At 52.9% G+C, this 21,948-nt stretch carries 18 protein-coding genes and 2 tRNA genes; 3 read left to right on the forward strand and 17 right to left on the reverse strand.

Features of this window, described 5'->3' with window-relative positions; translation table 11 throughout:
* Positions 1-162 precede the first annotated feature (162 nt).
* The 14 genes from R2K28_RS07630 to R2K28_RS07695 all read right to left on the reverse strand — a co-directional run bounded on the left by R2K28_RS07630 (position 163) and on the right by R2K28_RS07695 (position 11,436).
* Positions 163-1,059, reverse strand: a complete 897-nt coding sequence (locus tag R2K28_RS07630; RefSeq protein ID WP_316368899.1) for a respiratory chain complex I subunit 1 family protein — start codon at positions 1,057-1,059, stop codon at positions 163-165.
* The gene (locus tag R2K28_RS07635) at positions 1,059-2,936 is read right to left on the reverse strand and encodes a proton-conducting transporter transmembrane domain-containing protein (protein ID WP_316368901.1); all 1,878 of its coding nucleotides are present in this window, start codon (positions 2,934-2,936) and stop codon (positions 1,059-1,061) included. The genes R2K28_RS07630 and R2K28_RS07635 overlap by 1 nt, the downstream gene beginning before the upstream one ends.
* A complete protein-coding gene (locus R2K28_RS07640) occupies positions 2,933-4,408 on the reverse strand; it encodes a complex I subunit 5 family protein (protein WP_316368903.1) in 1,476 nt (491 codons plus the stop codon). The genes R2K28_RS07635 and R2K28_RS07640 overlap by 4 nt, the downstream gene beginning before the upstream one ends.
* Positions 4,405-4,884 carry a sodium:proton antiporter gene (locus R2K28_RS07645; protein ID WP_316368905.1) on the reverse strand — a complete coding sequence of 160 codons (480 nt, stop codon included), beginning with the start codon at positions 4,882-4,884 and terminating at the stop codon, positions 4,405-4,407. The genes R2K28_RS07640 and R2K28_RS07645 overlap by 4 nt, the downstream gene beginning before the upstream one ends.
* A complete protein-coding gene (locus tag R2K28_RS07650) occupies positions 4,881-5,567 on the reverse strand; it encodes an MnhB domain-containing protein (RefSeq protein ID WP_316368907.1) in 687 nt (228 codons plus the stop codon). Before R2K28_RS07650 ends, R2K28_RS07645 begins: the two co-directional genes overlap by 4 nt.
* Positions 5,560-5,868, reverse strand: a complete 309-nt coding sequence (locus R2K28_RS07655; protein ID WP_116448612.1) for a Na(+)/H(+) antiporter subunit B — start codon at positions 5,866-5,868, stop codon at positions 5,560-5,562. Before R2K28_RS07655 ends, R2K28_RS07650 begins: the two co-directional genes overlap by 8 nt.
* Positions 5,865-6,182, reverse strand: coding sequence for a monovalent cation/H(+) antiporter subunit G (gene mnhG, locus R2K28_RS07660; protein WP_116447402.1), 318 nt, complete (start codon positions 6,180-6,182; stop codon positions 5,865-5,867). Before mnhG ends, R2K28_RS07655 begins: the two co-directional genes overlap by 4 nt.
* The gene (locus tag R2K28_RS07665) at positions 6,179-6,445 is read right to left on the reverse strand and encodes a monovalent cation/H+ antiporter complex subunit F (RefSeq protein WP_116447403.1); all 267 of its coding nucleotides are present in this window, start codon (positions 6,443-6,445) and stop codon (positions 6,179-6,181) included. The genes mnhG and R2K28_RS07665 overlap by 4 nt, the downstream gene beginning before the upstream one ends.
* Complete coding sequence (locus R2K28_RS07670) at positions 6,442-6,969, reverse strand: Na+/H+ antiporter subunit E (RefSeq protein ID WP_316368910.1); 528 nt, start codon at positions 6,967-6,969, stop codon at positions 6,442-6,444. Before R2K28_RS07670 ends, R2K28_RS07665 begins: the two co-directional genes overlap by 4 nt.
* A gap of 299 nt (positions 6,970-7,268) precedes the next feature.
* Positions 7,269-7,526 carry a hypothetical protein gene (locus tag R2K28_RS07675; RefSeq protein WP_316368911.1) on the reverse strand — a complete coding sequence of 86 codons (258 nt, stop codon included), beginning with the start codon at positions 7,524-7,526 and terminating at the stop codon, positions 7,269-7,271.
* A gap of 959 nt (positions 7,527-8,485) precedes the next feature.
* Complete coding sequence (locus R2K28_RS07680) at positions 8,486-9,031, reverse strand: hypothetical protein (RefSeq protein WP_316368912.1); 546 nt, start codon at positions 9,029-9,031, stop codon at positions 8,486-8,488.
* A 438-nt stretch (positions 9,032-9,469) separates the two neighbouring features.
* Positions 9,470-9,545, reverse strand: a tRNA-Asn gene (locus R2K28_RS07685).
* Positions 9,546-9,602: 57 nt separating this feature from the next.
* On the reverse strand, positions 9,603-10,172 hold the full coding sequence (locus R2K28_RS07690; protein ID WP_316368914.1) for a GspH/FimT family pseudopilin: 570 nt from the start codon (positions 10,170-10,172) through the stop codon (positions 9,603-9,605).
* 76 nt (positions 10,173-10,248) lie between these two features.
* Positions 10,249-11,436: a pyridoxal phosphate-dependent aminotransferase gene (locus R2K28_RS07695; RefSeq protein WP_316368916.1), complete on the reverse strand. Its 1,188-nt coding sequence runs from the start codon at positions 11,434-11,436 to the stop codon at positions 10,249-10,251.
* A 130-nt stretch (positions 11,437-11,566) separates the two neighbouring features.
* Here R2K28_RS07695 and uvrB point away from each other — a divergent pair, with 130 nt between their 5' ends.
* The 3 genes from uvrB (at position 11,567) to R2K28_RS07710 (ending at position 14,605) form a co-directional block, all read left to right on the forward strand.
* Positions 11,567-13,573, forward strand: coding sequence for an excinuclease ABC subunit UvrB (gene uvrB / locus R2K28_RS07700; protein WP_116447409.1), 2,007 nt, complete (start codon positions 11,567-11,569; stop codon positions 13,571-13,573).
* A gap of 183 nt (positions 13,574-13,756) precedes the next feature.
* Entirely contained in the window at positions 13,757-14,410 is a 654-nt protein-coding gene (locus R2K28_RS07705; RefSeq protein WP_316368918.1) for a protein-L-isoaspartate(D-aspartate) O-methyltransferase, read from the forward strand.
* Between the two features lie 118 nt (positions 14,411-14,528).
* Positions 14,529-14,605: transfer RNA gene (locus R2K28_RS07710), tRNA-Val, on the forward strand.
* A gap of 113 nt (positions 14,606-14,718) precedes the next feature.
* On the opposite strand, the gene R2K28_RS07715 is transcribed toward R2K28_RS07710, so the two are convergent.
* From R2K28_RS07715 to R2K28_RS07725, 3 genes are all read right to left on the reverse strand, one after another.
* Positions 14,719-16,794, reverse strand: coding sequence for a putative bifunctional diguanylate cyclase/phosphodiesterase (locus R2K28_RS07715; RefSeq protein ID WP_316368920.1), 2,076 nt, complete (start codon positions 16,792-16,794; stop codon positions 14,719-14,721).
* Between the two features lie 7 nt (positions 16,795-16,801).
* On the reverse strand, positions 16,802-17,260 hold the full coding sequence (locus R2K28_RS07720) for a response regulator (RefSeq protein ID WP_316368922.1): 459 nt from the start codon (positions 17,258-17,260) through the stop codon (positions 16,802-16,804).
* An 80-nt stretch (positions 17,261-17,340) separates the two neighbouring features.
* Entirely contained in the window at positions 17,341-21,732 is a 4,392-nt protein-coding gene (locus tag R2K28_RS07725; RefSeq protein ID WP_316368924.1) for a PAS domain S-box protein, read from the reverse strand.
* Between the last annotated feature and the right edge of the window lie 216 nt (positions 21,733-21,948).

Raw genomic sequence — 21,948 nt, forward strand, 5'->3', positions numbered from 1 at the left:
TTTGGGGTGCGAGTTTTTAGTTTTGAGTTTTTAGTTAATGAGTGCGCGATGCGCACGTTTATATTTAAAGGCGTGAGCGGAGCGAACACCAACAACTCAAAACTAAGAACTTAAAACTCAAAACTCTTTAGCAAATGCTCATCTCAAACTTTATGTTAAGTCTCAAATAACAAACGCAATGCCAATCAGCCCCAACATCACCGGCCACTTCCACATCAGTCGCAGCAGATCCTCGGTGCGGTAGCGGGGGAACAGATAGGCGATGCTGACCGGGATCGCCAGTACCAGGAAACTCTTCAACAGAAAATCGAACCAGGTGGTGCCGCCACCGAGAAACAGGCTGACGTAGAGCACGGAGGTGGTGTAGAGCTGAAAACACTGCATCACGAACAGGCCGCCGAGATACTTGCCCCCCATTTCCACCATCGGACCGGTGGCGATCTCTGCCGGAGCGATGTAGATCTCAAAGGGCTGCTTGCCCAGTGAGGCATGCATGGCTATCAGACCCGCAATGGCCAGCAGGGGCATCTGCACCGCACCCCAGGTTTCGAAGCCGCCGGCCTGCTGGGTGGCGATGATGTCGATAAGATTTGTCGTGCCTGCGGCGTAGGCGACACCAAAGATGACGATCACCAGCGGGATGTCGTAGGCCAGCATCGCGGTCAACGCCCGGGCGATGCCGATGGAGCCGTTGGGATTGGCGCATTGTCCCACCCCCAATGCCAGTCCCAGCGAGGGGATCATCATCAGGTAGAGGAGGGTGATGATGCCGCCCTTTTCAGCAATGCCGTTCATACCGGGTACCGGGAGCAGGGTCTCGGCGGCGATATAGCCCCCCATCGCCATGACGATACCGATGTCATGGATCAGACCATGGGAGACCTGGGTCTTTTTACTGTGGAGTTTGACGATGTCATACAGGGGTTGGAAGAAGGGGGGGCCGATGCGCCGCTGCAGCTTGGCGGCGATGCGCCGCATCATCAACACCATCATCATGCCGACGATAAAGGCAACCAGGGGCATCAGGGTCAGTTCAATGAGCAGTTCCACGGGAGACATCAGATCACCACCCAGGCGATTAGGAAGAGCGCCGTACTCAGGAGATAAAACTCTGCGTTTGCACGTCGGTAGAGACCTTGCATACCCAGGGAGAGAAATTCAATCATCGAGGTGATGCCCCGTTCCACCCAGAGGAAGCTGCCCCGGTACCAACCGCCGATGAGATGCATCAGGCCGGCATAGAAATTATCGCTGTATTGATAACGCACATCCGCGGAGAGAAAGTGGCCACCGGCATAGTTGTCCAGTTGGTGTACGCGTTTGCTGCGGCCGGCGGAGTAGAAGATGACGGCGCCGATACCAAACCCGGCAAACAGCACGCCGATCACCCAGATCATGTCCAGGGAGCCGCTGTTCGATTCCACGCCACCCAGGGTGTAGTCCGGCACCGGCAGACCGACTGTCTGCAATACCGTTGCTATCCATTCAAGGGGTATGCCCGGCATCAGACCAGTAATGAATATGATGGCGCTGAGAATCAGCATCGGGATCATCATGCTCCATGGGGCCTCGGTGACATGCTCATGTTCCATTCTCAGTTGGCCCAGGAAGATATTGTGAATCAATTTATAGACGGAGAGGATGGTGCCCAAAGTGCCGATGACCGCTGCCAGAAAGAGCAGAGGCATGCCCTGATTCAGGAGTGAGCGATAGACCAGCCATTTGGAGACGAAACCGTTCATTGGCGGCAGTCCCGCCAGGCCGATGATGCCTATCAACAGGACCATGAACGAGAGTGGCATGCGCACCACGAGACCGCCGAGCTTATTCAGATCCGACGTGCCGGTCCGATAGATCACTGCGGTCACCGCCATGAATAGGGCGGCCTGATAGGTGGCGTGGTTGAACACATGCAGCAGACCGCCGGCACCACCCATGGCATCCGCCACAACTATACCCAGCAACATGTAACCGCCCTGTCCAATGCCGTGCCAGGCCAGCAGGTGGCGGGCGTCGTTCTGTTTCATGGCGGTAAAGGTGGGGAGGATGATGGTCAACACTGCGAGCCATGCCAGCAGGTCACGTGCATCGATCAGGGTAAAGGGTACTTTCAGGTTATCGATGTTGACGATGCCAAACAGTTTTACCAGCACCAGAAGGATGGCGAACAGTCCCATGCGGGACGAGATCGCGCCAAGGAAGGCGCTGCCAGGTCCAGGTGTCTCGGCATAGGCGGGTGCCTGCCATAGGTGAAAGGGCAAGAGTCCCATCTTGATGCCAAAACCACCGCCAAACAGGATCACCAATAACCACAGCTTGGTGGTGCTGATCTGTTCGACGGCGGCGATTATGGCTTCCAGCTGCAGCGAGCCGGACGCGCTATAGACCAGGGCTATACCACCGAAGATCGCCATGCCACCAGCCATGGCGTAGGTGATATAACGCATCGCCGCCTTGGTGGCGACGCCACCGGCCAGGGCCATCAGTAGAAAGCCGGCCCAGCTGACCAGCTCCCAACCGATAAACAGGGAGAGCAGGTCGCCGCTGGCGAGCAGGATCAGCATGCTGAAGACATTCAATGCCATGGCGGTGTGGAAGAGCCAGATGTTACCGCCCTGTCTGATATAGTCGCGCTCCCAGGCGCCGCAGGAGAACCAACTGCTGAGCAGGGCGGAACCGATGGTGATCAGGGCGAAGAACCAGCTTAGTGCATCGAAACGCCAACTTAGGGTCTGACCCATGACCTGGAAGGAGAGGGAGGAGGCAATGGTGCCACCTTCATAGCCAAGCGCGGCCATCTTTATCAGTGCCAGCAACTGGCCAGCATAAAGAATAGTGACCATCCAGCCGGCTGCAAGGCCGCGGCCGATGAACAGAGCCACTAAAAGTGTGGCGCCGGAGAAGAGCAGCAGTTCGTCCAAAAGGGTCAGGATCATTGACTGCCTCCGGGGCTAACGGGAGAAACGGTACTGATGTAAAGGTCCACATTCTGCAGCTGCGCGGCCATTGCGGTCAGGCCATCGCCAACGGGTGCTATCAGTACTGCGGCAGTAATCAATCCCACCCCAAACAGAGTGGCGGTGGCCAGTGAGAGTCCTTGACTCTTGGGAATCTCCTCCTCGAGGGTTTCAGGGGGGGCGGACTGGTAGAGTATGGCCGCAACCCGAAACAGATAGCTGGCCTCTATCACAGTCGCCAGAAGAAAAACTGCAAGCCCGATCAGATAGAGGGGCTCGGTTTGACCAGCCAGTTCGGTGATCAAAGTGAACTTAGCCCAAAATCCCGGCAGTGGCGGCATGCCGACGAGCGAGAGGGAGAAGAGCACGAACAGGGCCGCCCCCAGCGGCGCTAATTTGGCGCTACCGCGCAGCCGTTTCAACGCGCCTCCCCAATCCTCGGCCAGCATGAACAGTCCCGATTTAATGATCAGGTGGTGAATCGCCAGTGCCAGGACCGCCACTATCCCTTTGCCATCCGGCAAAGACATGGCGATGAACATCACACCCAGCTGGCCGATGGAGGAGAAGGCAAGCATGCGCCGCATCTCCTTGGCGCGCCAAGCCGCCAGTTCACCGCTGACCACACCCAGAATGCCGAGAATCAATATCACCTGTGCCGCTTCTGGTTGATGGAAGACCAGTAACAGCAGACGCAGGATGATCAGCAGGGCCAACTTGGATAACAGACCGGCGAGAAATGCCGACAGCCGTGTCGAGGCGGTGGCGTAGATCTCGGGCACCCAGGTATTGACCGGGAAGAGTTCGGCCTTGACGCCGACACCGATCAATATGCTCAGAAAGGCCGCGAGGCCCATTTTATCGTTCAACTGCTCTGGCGCGAGCTGGGCCAGATGGGCGAGGTTGAGGGTGCCAGTCTTGCTATAGATGAGTGCGATGCCGAACAGGGTCAGCACCGAGCCGATGCCGCTCAGAATCAGATAGCGGATGGTTGCCACATAGGCGGCGCTGCTGCCGGATGCGGTGGCCAGGCCGAAGGTGGCAACGGCGGCCAGCTCGTAGAAGACATAGAGATTGAACAGGTCGCCTGAGAGTGCGAGTCCGGTGGAAGCAGCCACCAGCAGCAACATCAGGGCTTGGCGTCGTGGGCTGTCCTGGTCGATGGTGAAGGGCCAGAAGATAAGCCCGAGCAGCTGCACGGCAAAGGCGAAAAGCAGGGCGATGGAGTCCACATATAGATTGATGCCCAGGGGTGGGGCAAATCCACCAATGGCAATGGAGAAAGGTCCTGTGGAACCATGCAGCCAAATCTCTGCGATGTTCCAACAGCCATAGATCAGGATGGCCGGTCCGCTCCAGAGACCGATCGCCATTGAGCTGCGCATCAGAATCGGCAGCAGGAAGGCACCGAGCAGGGGCAGGGCAATGGTCAACACCAGATAATCAATCATGATGCATCCCCCCGCAAATCGACCTCATCCGCGGGAACAGGTGGTATTGGGCGTTCCCCCAGGGGTGCTTCCTGACTGACGTCCCTTGCGGCACCAAAACTGGCGGCGATCTCCGCATCCATTCGTTCAACCGCCTGTTTACGGTCCAATGTGGCGTAACGCTGGTGGATGCGGATCAATAGGCTCACGGCGAGGGCCTGGATGCCGACGCCGATGACGATGGCTGTCAACACCAGGGCCTGGGGCACCGGATCGACCATGGAGTCGGGTTGTGCCAGGGAGGTAAGAATAGGTGCCACTGCATCCCATCGATAACCCGCGAGTACCAGCATCAGATTGGCGCCGGCCTCTGCAATCACCAGAGCCAGCACCATGCGAAACAGGTGGGAAGAGATGACCACACCGGCCAGGCCGATCACTATCAATCCGATCGCAGTGGTATAGAGAATCAGTTCCGGAGTGACTGTGGAGATCATTGCGGCGCCTCTGTCTGGATCAGACGCGAAAGCAGGCTGGCCAGTTCCGCACCCACCTTGAGGCCGACCGCGAGATAGAGCAGCGGCAGCGTGCCGGCGGAGATGAGTTGGCCCAGGGTGTCCTGGACCAGAAGCGGTTGTAGAAACGCCTTGCCCTCCAGCATGGCCAACAGGCCGATCAGGATGAAGCTGGCACCGGCGAAGCCTTCGATCAGGCTCAATGTCTTGTGATGCAGTCTGGCGCCGGGGCGGGCGAGGAGGGGCAGAAAGAAGGCCGCTGCCAGGATGACGCCCCCCTGGAAACCACCACCGGGGGTCAGGTGGCCGTGGAAGATGATGTAAAACCCGATCGTCATCATCAATGGAAAGAGCAGTGAGCCTCCCGTAGCCAGTATAAAGCCTCCCTTGTTCTGCGTGCCCGCGGTGGTATGACGGCGTCCCAGTACCAGACCGGCTGAAACCGCGGCGGCGAAGAGGATCGAGAGCTCCCCCAGGGTATCGATGGCGCGGTATCCCAGCACCACGGAAGTGACAATATTGGCGGCCCCTGTCTGCTGTGGCGCTTGGGCCTGAATCTCGCTGCCAATGAGCATGGGTGGAGCGCCGAAATCGAGTCCGCTGGCAATCCCCAGCAACATGAAACCCAAACCCCCGGCAAATAACAGACCGGTGAGATTACCCATCCTCGTTCTCCCCATCGCGACTCAGCAGGTTGTATTTCACCTGCTCGTTGTCCACCTGCCAAAGGCCCAGGCGACGCAAGGCAAGCGCCAGGATCAGACTGCTCAAACCAACCCCAACAGCTGCTTCCGTCATGGCGACATCCGGCGCTCTCATGAGTACGAAGAGCAGTGCCAGGCCAAGCGAGACTACAGAGGCGGCGGCGACTGCGGCGATATGGTTTTTCACCAGCAACACCATCATCGCAGCACTCAGCATCATCACTGCCAGGAGCAACAGAATCCAGATTTCAATACTACTCATGCTCTATCCTGCTCAGAGGTAGTGGTTTCGACGCTTTTCCAAGGCTTCACCCCTGCCATCAACAGCGCCCTGGCAATAGTGGATGAGCCTATGGGATTGGTGACCAGGATCATCAGGGCAATGACCAGCAGCTTGGACCACCAGTCCGGATAGAGCAGTCCAATGCCCAGCAGAAGCGAGAGGGCGCCCAGGGTTACCGCCTTGGTCCCTGCCTGGATGCGGTTGTAGACATCCGGCATGCGTACCAGCCCGAGGGCTCCGAGCAGGGTGAAGGTCGCTCCCAAAAGCAATATCAGATCCGCTACCATTCTCATGATCCGTTACCCTCGATGGCACGGGCGATGGCGACAACACCGATAAATGCGAGGGTGCCGTAGATCAATGCCACGTCAAGATAGAGAGGGCTCCCGAGCAGTGCCGCGAGCACGGCAAGGCCAGAGGTGGTAATAACCGCCAGGGTATCCGCCGCCACAACCCGGTCCGGTGCAGTCGGTCCGAGCAGTAACCTAAGCAGACTCAGCAGTACCGCACCGCCCAGCATTGCAAGGGCGACGGTTTCCATTAATGTCAGGGTCATTTAACAAAGCCTAATAGGTGAGGTTCAAACTGGCTGATGACATCGCGTGTGGCGCTTTCCACATCACTCCCAGGAGGGATGTCGACCCAATGTATCAGGATGCTGTCACCTTCCAGGTCGACAGTGAGTGTGCCTGGGGTCAGGGTGATGCTGTTTGCCAGGATCAGGCGCCCAAGTGATGACTTCAACTGGGTTTTGACTTCAACCACTCCCGGGCGCAGGGGTAGCGAGGGAGAGAGTACACGGCGAGCCATATCCAGATTGGCGCGTATCAGTGCTGCCAGGAAGACCCCCAGGTAGGTGAGAAAGGGCCGGATTGAACTGATCGAGAGGCGCAGGCCGGAAAATAGCGCAAGATGGGGCCGGCTGGTCAGAGTGACTACCGCAGCCACCATCAGGCCGATGCCCACCTCAGCGATAGCGAGACTGCCGGCAAGCATAATCCAAAGCAGGAATATTAGAAAAAACAGGAACAGCCCATGGGAAAACTGGGCTTGTTCATGGGGCGCAGGGTTTTCTGACATCCGCTAATACACCTTAAATAATGGTCATTTACCAAGTACCGATAAAAAGATATTTCGGTGTTGGAAACGAGGGATCGGAAACAGGACTGAACCTCTGAGCAAAGAAGTAGATATCCATCAGACAAAATCCATTTATTCTGTATCCTAACAACTGTTCTGGGATTTGAGAACTAGAGTTTTACCCTAAATTAGGTACATCGCATTATTACTCTTTTATGTCGTTTTGTTGACGCCAGTCAGCAGGCATATGGCCTTCCGGCCCAGCTATTGCCACCCTCCAGGTAGATATACGCTATTTGTTATTCGTGCTTACGGGATTGGCGTATCTGAATTTCCGGGTTGACCCTGAGAATGCCATCTTCACCCAATATGCCAATCTCCTTGGCCTGGCCATTTTTCATCAGTGTTGTGCTGGTTCCATCTGAAGGCCTTCTGATGCAGATCAATTTCCAGCCGAACTTTTTTAGTATTGAAAGACCATCCACCTGTTTCTCGTTGATATATCTTTCTGGAGATATTGGTATTGGTCCCTTCCCTAATCGCTTATCATCGTGCATGTTTTTTTCCCAAAATATAACTATTTACCACTATCCAGGGGATGACAGATTTATCGTCATGTTAAGGCAATGCCGTTGCTTGGTAGTGGTGTCCCCTGTCGAAATCATAGCGCAAAATCATTAACTTGATAGCCCCACATTATTAAGTAGTAAATAAAATAGTCTTATTCTGACATCGGTAACTCAGGTTAACTCTATTTCGCCCAATCCTGGTGCAAACAAAGAGAAGTTGTCGATACAGGATTAATCGGTTCTGTAGTTAAAGATCAGTGCACTTAATCAGCATAGTAAGCACTTTTATGGCGTCATTCGAAATCCGGGCACACTCCATGGGCTAGCATGGGATTCAATGTGCAGATAGATAAAAGAAATGTCCTCGAATAGAGGTTATCAACTTCGATGACATTGGCAGAGGGTGCGGAATTAAATTCCATACTTGGCCATGATCTCTCTTCGTACGGGACATCCACAGACTGAGCCACTACCAAAAGAGACCTTATAAGGGCACTTTTTACACTGATCACTGAATACGAAAAGAACGGCGCCATCCGCTGCCACATAATCAATGCTGCAAAGATGGAAATCGGGGTTATTTATACAGCGATGACAATCTTTACAGAGATTGGCTTGCTCAACGGTCCTGGCATCAATTTCAATTTGTATTGAGCGGTCCACAACACCCTTCTCGCAACTTAAATCGATAACCTTTTATATAGATCTATAAAATACAGTATATACGGTCATTCACGCATTAATAATGATCAATCCATGCTTTAAATCTCTTTATATATCTAATAATTAGTTTTGATATATAAAAACAGTTTACTTAGCTATGGACTCCGGTCCGAACGACTGATTGTCATCACATAATCAATACAAGTCTTTGATAACGTGACGGTGTTAAATATTAGTGGGTTTTTGATTGGGCCCGATTGAATCGGTTAACAGTGGGAGGCGTGTCAGGATTGAAAATATTCTTGCAGGCCGCTTGCCCCGATATTTGATGATTTATTATTTTCGATGGGAAGAGAATAGAAATCCGCGATAGATATAAGCGAGAGTTTTGAGCATATGACGGATTTTTTCCTATTCTTGCCATATACACACTCAAGGCCATGCAATGTTGGACCGCTCGGCCAATCATTGATCGATATTCCCCAGACATTGACATAATGCTTGTTTGAGCCTGAGAGCAGGTCGAACCGCCTGTCCGATTCAAAGCCACGATTGTAGGTAACAACCGAGTCATTTTGTAGGGAGTGATATTGATTCAGTGTTTGGATTCTACTGCCACTGATGAGATTGGTGAAAAAATAGACTCTGAGTCTGTCATTATCATAGGTGAAAGTAGATCCGTCACCTTTTATACGAGTGCCTTCCAATTCACGATTGATTAGAAAGGTGTATCGGATCTTGTCACTGGCAGATAGACCAGCTTGAGCAAGAAGGCCTGAGTTATCATCCAGATTGAGAATCGGTCCTTCAAAAGTGTAATAGTTAAACATAATTATGAGAACACACTAAATACCGCTATTGTTGGATTACGTTTATTTGAATTAGTCGTTACTCACCTTTGTGAAGTGGAAGGGTATTGTTATATTGGTGCAATATTTATACCCATGCATGAATATATAGCGAAATCAAAGAGATGGAATTTAGTGTCAAAATGGGCTGTTAAATTTTCCGACATAGATTCCTAAAGAATCTCTATCTGTATTCAGTGCTCTCATTGTCGGGATAGTGTTGGACTCAATCCTCAAGTGGGTAACTCGATCGCTTTGCCCAAGTGGTCAGAACAAGTGCTATTTGCGATCTCCTAGGCATGGAAACTGGTGCTAGCCAATAGAATATGGCTAGTTGTATTCACAGCCTCCGAATACCAGCTTCAGGATGGGATAAAAAGAAAAAGGCCTACACCGTATGATGTAAGCCCTTGATTTGTATGGCTCCCCGGGACAGGCTCGAACTGCCGACCTAGTGATTAACAGTCACCCGCTCTACCGACTGAGCTACCGGGGAATTGCTTAAGAGGGGCGCATAATAATGAGACTGGGCCTTAGCGTCAATAGTTCGGCCTTAAATATCCCCCCCGCAGCTGAGTGCTGAACCGTCCCAGCGGGTGCCGGATACTCTGACCCGTCCCAGGTTGCTTAGGATCACTGCCTTGGGTGGTATCTGGCTGCTGGGATCGCAAAAGGTGAGGGTTAGATTATAGCCGCTGGGCCGCCCATCTCCCCCATACACGACAAATCTGCGGTGTTGGCTGGACGCTATGTCGATAGCCATCTCTTGGTTCGGCCGATGTACGGATTGCAACTGCTCGTTTTGATCCCGGGTTCTGTTCGGGTTGGAGTCTTCATACAGGATATATCCCTGGCCCCACTCCCCGCTGTTTGTACAGCTCACACCATCCCGGCTGGGACAGAGTACATGGTGGGTCTGATTGGTGATCGACAGGGAGCGGGCGAGATGGAAATGGTGAACAAAGCTGTTGATTTCGCTCGCTTGCAGGTTCTTTGCGGTCAAAGCGCGAAATGCGGGAATACCCATGCCGAGCAGAATTACCACGATGCTCATGGTGACGATTAACTCGAGCAGGGTGAATCCGAAAGATCGGCAATGAGATTGAGCCGGGGTTGATTGCATGCTTGTCTCCCTCCTTGGAGATTGCGGGAGGGCACATCCAGTACCCTCCGCTATACGGCCTAAATAGTCGCGAGTATCAGGTTTTTAGTACGCCTTCTATTCGGTCAAGGGCCTTTTCCAGGTTTTCCTGGCTGGTGGCGATAGAGATGCGGACATGTCCTGAGAGCCCGAACGCGGTGCCCGGCACCAGGGCGACGCCGGCGTCTGTGATCAGATACTCCGAAAGCTCCAGATCGTTGCTGACACCGTCGATGGAGGCGAGGGCGCCTTCCACATTCGGGAAGCAGTAGAAGGTGCCATCGCTGGGCAGACAGTCGATGCCGGGCATGCCGTTGAGACGTTCCACTACATAATCGTGGCGTGCCTTGAAGGCGGTCAACATCTCCTGAATACACTCCTGTGGACCTTCGATGGCCGCCTGTGCCGCCACCTGCGATATGGAGGTGGGATTCGAGGTGCTCTGGGACTGGATCTTTTTCATCGCCTTGATGATATCCGCGGGCCCACCGGCATAACCGATGCGCCATCCGGTCATGGAATAGGCCTTGGAGACCCCGTTCAACACCAGCATGCGATCCTTCAGTTCCGGGCAGGCATTGAGTATGTTGACGAAGCTGTTGCCGGGCCAGAGGATATGTTCGTACATATCATCGGTGGCAATCAGCACTCTCGGGTGTTCTTTCAATACCTCACCCAGGGCTACCAGCTCCTCTCGGCTGTAGGCCATGCCGGTGGGGTTGGATGGGCTGTTGATGACGAACAGCTTGGTCTTTTCAGTGATCGCGGCCGCCAACTGCTGGGCATTGATCTTGAAATTCTGCGAGGCACCCGCGGAGACCAGTACCGGTACGCCACCCGCCAGAATCGACATGTCGGGGTAGGATACCCAATAGGGAGCGGGGATGATCACCTCGTCACCTGGATCGAGGACGGCCTGGGCCAGATTGTAAAAGCTCTGTTTACCGCCGCAGGAGACAAGGATCTGATCCATCGCGTAGTCGAATCCGTTGTCGCGTTGGAACTTGTCGATGATCGCCTGCTTCAGGGCCGGCGTGCCATCGACAGCCGTATATTTTGTGAAGCCATCATTGATGGCATTGATGGCGGCTGCCTTGATGTGGTCTGGTGTGTCGAAGTCCGGTTCTCCCGCACCCAGTCCGATGACATCCTTTCCTGCGGCCCGCATCTCGGCGGCGCGAGCGGTTACAGCAAGAGTGGGAGAGGGTTTGACGGCTTGTACGCGACTGGAGAGTTGTGCATTCATTACTGTTTTTATCCCTGGTTCTCAAACATCAGCGAAGCGGCTGATCGACGGGTTGGTTAAAAAAGCCATTCGGTGATGGCGTTGTCGGGATGTCATAATAGCCAATTCAGGCACGATGAAGAATCCCCTAATGAGCAAAGCGTTCAAAATAACTGCAAATTTTTCCCCGGCAGGGGACCAACCGGAGGCCATCAGGCGTCTGGATGAGGGTCTGAGAGACGGTGAAGCGGGCATGACCCTGCTGGGGGTCACCGGTTCCGGCAAGACCTTTACCATCGCCAATGTGATACAGAAATTACAGCGTCCAACCCTCATATTGGCACCCAACAAGACCCTGGCCGCCCAGTTGTACGGGGAGTTCAAGGAGTTCTTTCCCGACAATTCAGTGGAGTATTTTGTCTCCTACTACGACTACTATCAACCTGAGGCCTATGTCCCGGCTTCCGATACCTTCATTGAGAAGGATGCCTCCATCAATGACCATATCGAGCAGATGCGGCTCTCTGCAACCAAGGCCCTGCTGGAACGATCGGATACGATCATCGTGGCCACGGTCTCCTCTATCTATGGTCTGGGAGATCCACGCGCCTATCTGGGGATGATGTTACACCTCAGTCGTGGCGAGATCATCGATCAGCGGGCCATCCTTCGCCGCCTGGCGGAGCTGCAGTACAAGCGCAACGACGTGGAGCTGCATCGGGCCACGTTTCGTGTACGCGGTGAGGTGATCGACATCTACCCCGCGGAATCCGATGCCGAAGCGCTGCGGGTGGAGCTGTTCGATGACGAGATCGAGAATCTCTCCGTGTTCGATCCGCTCACCGGCGAGATCAAACGCAAGGTGCCACGCTACTCGGTCTACCCCAAGAGTCACTATGTGACACCGAGGGAGACGCTGATGCGGGCGGTCGATGAGATCAAACTGGAGCTGCAGGTGCGACTCAGGCAGTTGGATTCGGCCAACAAGCTGGTGGAGGCGCAACGCCTCGATCAGCGCACCCGCTTTGACATCGAGATGATCACCGAGCTGGGTTACTGTTCCGGCATCGAGAACTATTCACGCTATCTTTCGGGCAGGGCAGCCGGCGAGCCACCCCCGACCCTGTTCGACTATCTGCCGGATGAGGCCTTGCTGGTGGTGGATGAGAGTCATGTCACCATCCCGCAGCTCGGCGGTATGTACCGGGGTGACAGATCGCGCAAGGAGACACTGGTGGAGTATGGCTTTCGGCTTCCTTCCGCGCTCGACAACAGGCCACTGCGCTTCGAGGAGTTCGAGTATCGCTCACCCCAGACCATCTATGTCAGTGCGACCCCCCGGGACTATGAGATCGATCACTCGGGTGCCATTGTCGAGCAGGTGGTGCGTCCCACCGGGCTGGTCGATCCCCAGCTCGATGTCAGGCCGGCGAGCACCCAGGTCGACGATCTGCTATCCGAGATACGTCTGCGGGTGGCAAAAAATGAGCGGGTCTTGGTGACCACCCTGACCAAACGCATGGCGGAGGATCTCACCGACTATCTCGGTGATCACGATGTACGGGTGCGCTATCTCCACTCCGACATCGACACGGTGGAGCGGGTGGAGATCATTCGTGACCTGCGCCTGGGAGAGTTCGATGTCCTGGTGGGCATCAATCTGTTGCGTGAAGGGCTGGATATGCCGGAGGTCTCCCTGGTGGCCATCCTGGACGCGGACAAAGAAGGATTTCTGCGCTCGGAGGGCTCCCTGATTCAAACCATCGGTCGTGCCGCGCGGAATGCCAATGGTATGGCAATCCTGTATGCGGATCATGTTACCGGGTCAATGGAACGGGCGATCGATGAGACCAATCGACGCCGGGCAAAGCAGATAGAGTACAACCAGGCCCATGGCATTACACCGCAGACGATCCTGAAATCGATATCGGACGTTATGGAATCCGCCTATCCGGGAGGACAGGTGAGTGCCAAACGTTATGCCAGGGTGGCGGAGGAGGAGCTGGAGTATGCCGGCCTGTCGCCAACCCAGATGGCGAAGCGCATCCAGCAATTGGAGCAGCAGATGTATCGCCATGCCCAGGATCTTGAATTTGAGGAGGCAGCCAAGATTCGTGACCAGATCAAACATCTGCAGGATAGGGGGCTGGTGGTGTAGCTGCTCGCCGGGGAGCGATGCGCAGCCACAGGCAAGATTCACCAATATTTACAAGGGAAATATAAAGTATTTAAATTAAATACTTTATTTCTCTCAACTTTCTTCTAGAATTAAATTCATTCTAAACAAATATTCTGTTAGTGGCTTAAACAGACATAGAGACTGCGTCAGGTAGTAGCGATTATGGGCGATGTACAAGGTATGCTCAGTGATATCCAGGCGGAGGCAAACTATGCCTGTCGCATGTCGGGTCTGGACCACCTCAATGACCATGTTTTGGCAGCCATGGGACGAGTGCCCAGGCAGCGCTTCGTCAGCAAATCCCTTCGGCCCCATGCCTTCGACAACAGTCCACTGCCTATCGGCAAGGGCCAGACCATCTCACAGCCATTCATCGTTGCCTTGATGACCGATCTTATGGCCCCTAAACGTGGTGACAATGTACTCGAGGTGGGTACAGGGTCGGGCTACCAGACCGCTGTGTTGGCTGAACTGGTCGATCATCTCTATAGCATCGAGATCATTCCGGAATTGGCTAAAAAATCCCGCCGTCGCCTGGAAAAAGAGGGCTATAACAATATATCTTTCCAGGTGGGCGATGGTTACTACGGTTGGTCGGATATGGCACCCTTCGATGCCATAATTGTGACTGCAGCCGTGGAGCAGATACCGCACCCGCTGGTCGAACAGCTCGCACCCGGAGGGCGCCTGGTGCTACCGGTTGGGGAACGGAGTTACAGTCAGGATCTGATCCTGGTGAAGAAAGACCCTTCCGGGGCGATCATAAAAACCCGACTCTTACCCGTCTCCTTTATGCCGCTTAGCGGATCACGTTGAACCGATCTCGATTTCCCCGTGTCTGGAACCCTGCGCAATGGTTAACTACCCTGAGTCTTGCAGGCCATGATCGGGGTTGCAAAGGATACGGAGCAGCCTGTATGATGCGCCGTCTTAAAGGCGCGTAGCTCAGTTGGTTAGAGCGCTACCTTGACATGGTAGAGGTCGTTGGTTCGACTCCAATCGCGCCTACCAATGAAAACAAGCACTTATGGTTAGCCCTGAGTGCTTTTTTTATGCCCATGCCTGATTCGAATATGAGCCCCTCGGGTGATATTCATATTGGATTGATTGATCAAGAAAGTGCTCTAGATGGACTTAGCGTTTTCAGCTTGAGCCCAGTTATTAAGGATCTCTTCCGCAGGTAGTGGGCGGCTGTAGAGATAGCCCTGTGAAAGGTCGCAGCCAGATTTGAGCAGAAAATCTGCCTGGCTGGATTTCTCCACCCCTTCGGCAACTGCTTCCAGGCCAAGGCTTTTCGACATGGCGATGATGGCCCGGACGATTGCCTCGTCATTGGCATCCTGACCGATATCCTGGACAAAGGATTGGTCTATCTTGAGGCGGTCCAGGGGGAGTAGTTTAAGATAGGCCAGGTTCGAGTAGCCGGTACCGAAATCGTCGATGGCAAATTTCACTCCGATGGTCCTGAGCTCAGTGAGCACAGCACGACTCAAATCAGGATTGCGCATCAACATCGACTCGGTCACCTCCAGTTCCAGCCGTTCCGGGGATAGGCCGCTGTTCTTAAGCTCCTCTGATACCAAGTCGACCAGGCCTTCCCGATCAATCTGCTGTACCGACAGGTTGACCGATATGCGAGGCACCTTGAAATTATCCCTGTCCCAACTGGCGAGCTGATTGCAGGCTGAGCGCAGGACCCATTGACCGATCTCTCCGATGATACCGATCTCTTCGGCAAGCTCGATAAAGAGACCCGGGGCTATCAGGCCCTGTTTAGGGTGCTGCCATCGAACCAGTGCCTCAATCCCATGTAACTGCTGTGTTTGCAGATTCACAATAGGTTGATAGTGCAGCATCAGTTGGTTACGGCTTATCGCCCGACGCAGGTCATTCTCCATCACCAGCCGCTCCAAAGCACCCTCGCTCAAGGCCCGGGTAAAGAAGCGGTAGGTATTGCGGCCTTGTTGTTTGGCTTCGTACATGGCCCGATCGGCATGCCGGATGAGCATATCCGGATCCTCACCGTCATTGGGATAGAGGGTGATACCGATACTTGCCGTCACCACCAGTTCATGCTCGCTGATGATCATTGGTTTGGAAAACAGGTCAATTAATTTACGCGCTACCACCACGGCATGTTGAGCATCGGTCTGTTCTTCCAGAAGCAGCACGAACTCATCCCCACCCAGCCGCGCCAGGGTGTCGCTGGCTCGGATGATTCGATTCATGCGTCGACTGACTTCAAGAAGCACTTCATCACCCACCGGATGTCCAAGGGTGTCATTGACTGTCTTGAAACGATCCAGATCGAGAAACAGCAGTGCAATGGAGTTGTGCTCGCGCCGAGCATGCATCAGTGCATGTTGGAATCGTTCCCGGAACAGGGCGCGATTGGGCAGTTGGGTCAAGGCATCGTGATGGGCAAGAAAGTTGATTTGATCCTGCGCCTCTTTGATCTGGGAAATATCGGTGAAGACGCCTACGTAATGGGTGATATCGCCATCGCTGTCCTTGACCGTACTGATGGTGAGCCATTCCGGAAAGACATCGCCGTTTTTACGGCGGTTCCAGATCTCTCCTCGCCAATGCCCGGTCTTTAACAATGTGTTCCACATATCTCTATAAAATGAGTCTTCGTGATGACCCGATTTCAGGAGTCGAGGATTCTGGCCCATTACCTCCTCATTGGAATAGCCGGTGATGGCTTCAAAGGCTGGATTGGTCGAGACTATATTTCCATCAACGTCGGTCACCGTGATGCCTTCCGCAGTATTTTGGAAGGCCCGATCTGCAAGGCGTAGCTTCTCCTCGGCAATTCGGTGCGCATCTCTCAGTTTTTGATCGATCAGAGCACGTTTTACTGCTTCACCCAGCCTGGCGGGCCGGTCTTTTAAGACATAGTCGTTGGCACCCTGTCGCAGGGCATCGATGGCAGCCTCTTCACCAATACCGCCGGAGACGATGATGAATGGGATATCGAGATTCTGTTGTCGGAGTAGAGAGAGGGCTCGTTGACCACTGAATTGGGGGAGGTGCCAATCACACAGAATCAGATCAGGCTGATTTGCTAAGGCTTCAAGAAAGGCGACTTCCCCTTGTACCCGGGTGTAGTCCAGGTCAAAACCATCATCCCTGAGCCTAAGCGCCATCAACTCGGCATCGTAGGGCAGATCCTCGACTATTAATACCTGTAGCGCCATATCAGGTTCAGCTTGAATTACTTTCTGACATTGGTGCTCCAACATTGAGTGTCAGCCAATAGTCTTCGATCTGGCGGACCACATCGATGAAACCCGAAAAAGCGACAGGTTTGACCAGGTAGGAGTTGGCGCCAATGTCATACGAGAGAGCCCGGTCGCCCTGTTCCTTTGAAGAGGTGAGAACTACCACCGGTATGCGCTTGATCTTTGGTGTATCTTTGATGCGTTTCAATACCTCGAAGCCATCGATACCCGGCATTTTCAGGTCCAGCAGTATCAGATCGGGTAGCGGATGCTTAATTCGGTCTGCAAATTCACCATTACCGAGAAGGTAATCCAGTGCTCTCTTACCACTATTGGCAACCTCGATGCGATTGGAAAGCCTTGCTTCCTTGAATGCATCGAGGGTTAGTTCGATGTCCATACGATTGTCTTCAACCAGCATAATTATGGCGGAATTACTCATAATCCTTGGCCTTTATTGTTGCTCTGGTGGTTAGATCTAGGATGTGTAGTATGTCAATTGAAGGCTTTGAGATAAACACCTTAATGTATCTCCGCTGCAGGCAGAATAAGCGTGAACTGACTACCCTTGCCGAGGGTTGACTCCACTTTCACTTCACCCTCCATCATGCGGGCAGCCTTGGCCACGATTGCCAGGCCGACCCCGGTGCCCGGATAATCATCTTGACCATGCAGACGTTGAAATACCTTGAAGATCTTCTGATGGTATTCTGGCGCAATACCGATGCCATTATCGATAACCCTGATAAATACCTGGTTACCCTGACGTTTCGAAGTGATGCGTATTACTGGTGCAGTGTCGGGGTGATAGTAGGTCAGGGCATTTTCAATCAGATTGCTGAACTGTTGACCAATCAAGGTGGCATCACCCAGGGGTGTCGCGAGTGGTTTTTCAATGATCAGTTGGGCGTTGCTGTTTTCCATGAGTTCGGCAAAGGTGACCTCCAATCCCTCAATGATCGGTGCCAGCTCAATGGGTCTCATCTGCAGGGTTCCGCGCCCGGTACGGGAGTATTGCAACAGGTCATCGATGAGTATACCCATGTGGTTGCCTGCCTCGAGGACATTCTTCAGGTAGTGTTGACCCTCTTCATTCAGGCTGTCGAGATGGCGATTGACAAGGATATGGGCAAATCCGGTCACCGCCCTGAGCGGTGCCCGCAGGTCATGAGAGACGGAGTAGACGAACGATTCCAGTTCCTTGTTGGCCGATTCCAACTCCTTGGTACGCTCATTGACGCGTATTTCCAGTTCGTTGTTAAGTCGGCTGACCTTGAGTTCGGCGAGTTTCCGCTCGGTGATATCCTGGCCAATGGATTGATAGGAGATGGTTTCTCCCTGAGGGGTGAACAGGGCGCGGTTCGTCCAACGCTGCCAGCGTGTTGTCCCGGATTTCGAGATGACTTGGTGTTCATGTGACTGGGTGGGTGAATCGGGTGTCAGGGCTTCGATATGGCTCTTCACCGTTGCTCTATCCCGGTTCGGAATCAGGTCCAGAAAGTTACTACCTAACAGTGCTTCAGAACTTTTCTGAAAATAGTCACAATAGGCCTTGTTGACGAAGGTGATTTCACCATGCGGCAGAAAACTGCAGATCAGAACCGGGGTATCCTCTACTACACCGCGGTAACGCTCCTCACTCTTTTTCAAGGCATCTTCAGCTAATTTACGGTCGGTAATATCGTTGAAGATTGCAACGATCTCACCACCAGGCAGTCGATAGACATAGTTCTCTACCCAGATTTGCAGGCGATTATCCTGATATTGGTTAATTGGGAAGGATTCCGCTTTACCACTCTGCCAGACGCGCTTGAAAATCTGCAGTAGACCCAGTGAATCAATGCCAGGAAATACCTCTGTGACTCGACGACCGATGGTGTCCGCCCGTTTGTTTTTACCGATGCGTTCTCCAGATTTGTTGTACTCTCGAAAAATGAAATCCGCACCATCATCCACTGCTTCGTAGACCGCCACCCCGTCACTCATGTTATCCACCAGCTCACGGTATCGGGCTTCGCTCATGGTCAGGGCATTCATGCTTCGACGCCGTTGTACGATATGCCAGATCTCATTGGCTATCAGTTGTGTCGTCTCTACATCGAGGTCTGTGTAATCACGTTCATTGTTGCCGACAACGACGAGCATGGCTACACGCTCTTTTTCAATCACCGGTAGGCTGATAATGCGGGAAAAAGCGAGTTGGCAATTGGGCGGCATTTGCTGCTCGGTGACTTCTTGATAATCGTTAAAAATAACGGGTTTTCCCAGACGGAATGCATCGGCCCAGATGCCTGCATCCTCGATGGGGTAAGACTTGTCATGTATGGATTGGCAATACTCCTGTTGAGTCTGTTCCGACCAGGCGACCAGTTTAATGGTTTCCTGATCCTGGTTAACTGAATAGATCAAGGCGATAGGGCTGTCAATCAACTTTTGGGTCAGTGACAGGGCATGTTGCATGAATGAGGTTTCGTCGAGATCCTCAGCTATCTGGGGCAATCCCAAGAGAATCGAGGCACGACGGGCTTGGACCTCAATATACCTATCATGCTGTTTCCTTTCGGTGATATCGTGAAGTATACAATGGGTCAGTTTAAATATACCTGTTGGATCGTGTCCGGTGCGACCATCCACAGAGACAGTGATGATCTTGCCGTCACGGCGTAGCAGATCATATTCCTTGCCCACGACCTTGCCTGTTGATAGAAATTCCGTGAAGCGCTTTTCTAAAAGTGGGTGTTGCTCGGCTATGATGAAGTCGGTAATGGACCTGCCGATGACTTGCTCGCGGTCACTAGCATCAAAGCCCAATAACTCCAACCATGAGGGATTGACATCGATTATATTGCCATTTCGATCCAGCGACTCGTAGGCCACGGGTGCGTTTTCATAGAACAGGCGGAAATGCTCCAGACTCTCACGCAAGGCCTTCTCGGTCTGATGAAGGGATGTGATGTCCCGACCAATACCGAGAACTCCGAATAACCGGCCAGATTCGTCGATGATGGGGCATTTAGTGGTCAGTAACAGGGCGCGATGGCCATCATCGGCGAAGGTGATCCACTCTTTGTTAGAAACTGACTCACCTGCATCGATAGCGGCCTGGTCATTGGCGCGGAAGAACTCTGCCTGTTCTTCAGGTACAAAATCGTAGTCTGTTTTTCCCAGGATGTCGCTCTCTTTGGCACCGAAAAATCGCTCAAAGGTTTGATTGCAAGCGAGATACACACCATCAAGATCCTTCAGCCAGATCAGGTCGGGTAGGGTCTGAAACAGGGTGCGAAGACGCGATTCCTTCTCCCGCAGTTCCTGCTCCATCATATGCATTTCCGTGATATCACGGGACACTCCAAAGGTGCCTATTACCTCGCCGCTCTCATCTTTCAGTGGCCCCTTTGTGGCAAGAAAGGTAACGGGTCCCAGCTGAGTATCCACCTCCTCATGCAAGGTGATGACCCTGTTTTGATCTATGAGCATGCGGTCGTTATTCATGACCATCTCTGCCTGATGTGGTGGAAACAGAAATCTGTCATCCTGCTTCAACACCTCATCTTTAGACTTGCCAGTGAAAATCTCAGCCTGCCTGTTAAATAAGAGATAGCGTCCTTGCAGGTCCTTGGCGTAAATGGCATCGGTAGATGAGTCTGCAATGACGGAAAGTAGATTCAATGCCTGGATGCGTTCGGCTTGTGCCTGGTGGGTGGCGCTGGCAACTGCTAGCTGCTGACGCTGACGCAACAGGTAGAGCCCAATGATCACCATCAACAGCGTAAATAATCCGCTAAATCCCATCCATGTGGCATCCTGTAAGGCTTCGTAATAGATTTCGGACCAGTCCATCTTTGCCAATAGGAACCAATCTGTGCCAGGTATGCGACGCCCAACACCGAACACAGATTCGTTGCGGTAGTCCTTGCCTTCAACAGCATGCGCCATAGCCCAATCTCCCCGGGCCAACTGTGCCGCCAGCAGTACCTCGTCATCGAGTGGCCAGCGAAGTTGCATAGCTGAGTTGGGCGCATGTCTCAGATTGTTGAGAAACTCTATCTCTAATCCGTCCTGGCGAAACAGTACCACCTCGCCGCTCTTGCTTGGTACAGGCCATTCACTGATGGTGGAGAAAATTTGGTCGGTGGGGTCCATGTGCAGGAGTAGAACAAAATCTACTGCCTGTTTTTCTTTCCTAAAAGGTATGATGAAGTCCAGGTGCGTCTCTCCCTGACTATCCTTGTAGGGCCCAAAATGTTCCACTTCCCCCGAGTTTGCCAGGCGTAAAACCGCTTCAATGGCCGCAGCATCTATCTGGGAGTGGTGGTTTGTGCTCTTCCACAGGCTGATACCGCTTCGATCCAATAGTGTGACACCCTCGAACTCGCCGATATGCGCTATCTCTTGCAACTGTTCACTAAGCAGATGAAAGGCATTTTGATCACTATTCTGGCGCCAGTTTTGAAAGGCTGTGGGTATGGCAGAGTTGAATTGAATGAAGCGTAAATCCTGGTGACGCTCTTCAAGCCAATTGTACACATATTCAGATTTTAGATCAGAAATAGCCTGCAGACGACTAATTTCAGATGTCTTTTTTTCTTGGATAGTCGAATAAACAAGGGTGATTGTCAGGGGTATTACAAAGAGTGCTATTAACAATGCCGGTAGCCAGATAGGACCTATACCATGCAGCAAACTCTCCTGTGGCGCCTCTTTGATTCCTTGTAGGCGCTGTATCAACCAATACAGTAACAGGGAACTCATGAGTAAGAACAACCAGCTTTTGAGGGTATTAGCGAGGGCCTGTTGCCTCGGTGAACTGGTAACTACTTCGATCAGCCAGTCAGAGGAGAGGATCCAGATCGCAGAGAGTACAGCATAGATAAATACAATAGTGAGTACGTGCTGCGTGGGATTTTTATTCATGTGGAGAGCGAAATCATCGTGTCGTTATGGAGTTGAAACTGACTGCTTGCGAAACATCATTTATCTAATCTTCATGGTAGCTATTGATATTAGAATTTGCAGCATCTCTGGTGGAGTCGGTGCCATTACTGGTTAAGTTTAGACCCTCAATCAAGATTGGATTGACCTATGTCATGGAGGAAATGATGAAACCAAGGGTAATCCTCAACCAAGACA

Source organism: Candidatus Thiodiazotropha sp. CDECU1, from assembly GCF_963455295.1.
GTDB lineage: Bacteria > Pseudomonadota > Gammaproteobacteria > Chromatiales > Chromatiaceae > Thiodiazotropha.

What these genes read in the sequence shown, in the direction of transcription:
- R2K28_RS07720 (WP_316368922.1), bottom strand. Translation starts at nt 17,260, where the DNA reads ATGAGTAATTCCGCCATAATTATGCTGGTTGAAGACAATCGTATGGAC.
- R2K28_RS07635 (WP_316368901.1), bottom strand. Translation starts at nt 2,936, where the DNA reads ATGATCCTGACCCTTTTGGACGAACTGCTGCTCTTCTCCGGCGCCACA.
- R2K28_RS07665 (WP_116447403.1), bottom strand. Translation starts at nt 6,445, where the DNA reads ATGACCCTGACATTAATGGAAACCGTCGCCCTTGCAATGCTGGGCGGT.
- R2K28_RS07670 (WP_316368910.1), bottom strand. Translation starts at nt 6,969, where the DNA reads ATGTCAGAAAACCCTGCGCCCCATGAACAAGCCCAGTTTTCCCATGGG.
- uvrB (WP_116447409.1), top strand. Translation starts at nt 11,567, where the DNA reads ATGAGCAAAGCGTTCAAAATAACTGCAAATTTTTCCCCGGCAGGGGAC.
- mnhG (WP_116447402.1), bottom strand. Translation starts at nt 6,182, where the DNA reads ATGAGAATGGTAGCGGATCTGATATTGCTTTTGGGAGCGACCTTCACC.
- R2K28_RS07645 (WP_316368905.1), bottom strand. Translation starts at nt 4,884, where the DNA reads ATGATCTCCACAGTCACTCCGGAACTGATTCTCTATACCACTGCGATC.
- R2K28_RS07630 (WP_316368899.1), bottom strand. Translation starts at nt 1,059, where the DNA reads ATGTCTCCCGTGGAACTGCTCATTGAACTGACCCTGATGCCCCTGGTT.
- R2K28_RS07675 (WP_316368911.1), bottom strand. Translation starts at nt 7,526, where the DNA reads ATGCACGATGATAAGCGATTAGGGAAGGGACCAATACCAATATCTCCA.
- R2K28_RS07650 (WP_316368907.1), bottom strand. Translation starts at nt 5,567, where the DNA reads ATGGGTAATCTCACCGGTCTGTTATTTGCCGGGGGTTTGGGTTTCATG.
- R2K28_RS07705 (WP_316368918.1), top strand. Translation starts at nt 13,757, where the DNA reads ATGGGCGATGTACAAGGTATGCTCAGTGATATCCAGGCGGAGGCAAAC.
- R2K28_RS07725 (WP_316368924.1), bottom strand. Translation starts at nt 21,732, where the DNA reads ATGAATAAAAATCCCACGCAGCACGTACTCACTATTGTATTTATCTAT.
- R2K28_RS07640 (WP_316368903.1), bottom strand. Translation starts at nt 4,408, where the DNA reads ATGATTGATTATCTGGTGTTGACCATTGCCCTGCCCCTGCTCGGTGCC.
- R2K28_RS07655 (WP_116448612.1), bottom strand. Translation starts at nt 5,868, where the DNA reads ATGAGTAGTATTGAAATCTGGATTCTGTTGCTCCTGGCAGTGATGATG.
- R2K28_RS07715 (WP_316368920.1), bottom strand. Translation starts at nt 16,794, where the DNA reads ATGGCGCTACAGGTATTAATAGTCGAGGATCTGCCCTACGATGCCGAG.
- R2K28_RS07690 (WP_316368914.1), bottom strand. Translation starts at nt 10,172, where the DNA reads ATGCAATCAACCCCGGCTCAATCTCATTGCCGATCTTTCGGATTCACC.
- R2K28_RS07680 (WP_316368912.1), bottom strand. Translation starts at nt 9,031, where the DNA reads ATGTTTAACTATTACACTTTTGAAGGACCGATTCTCAATCTGGATGAT.
- R2K28_RS07695 (WP_316368916.1), bottom strand. Translation starts at nt 11,436, where the DNA reads ATGAATGCACAACTCTCCAGTCGCGTACAAGCCGTCAAACCCTCTCCC.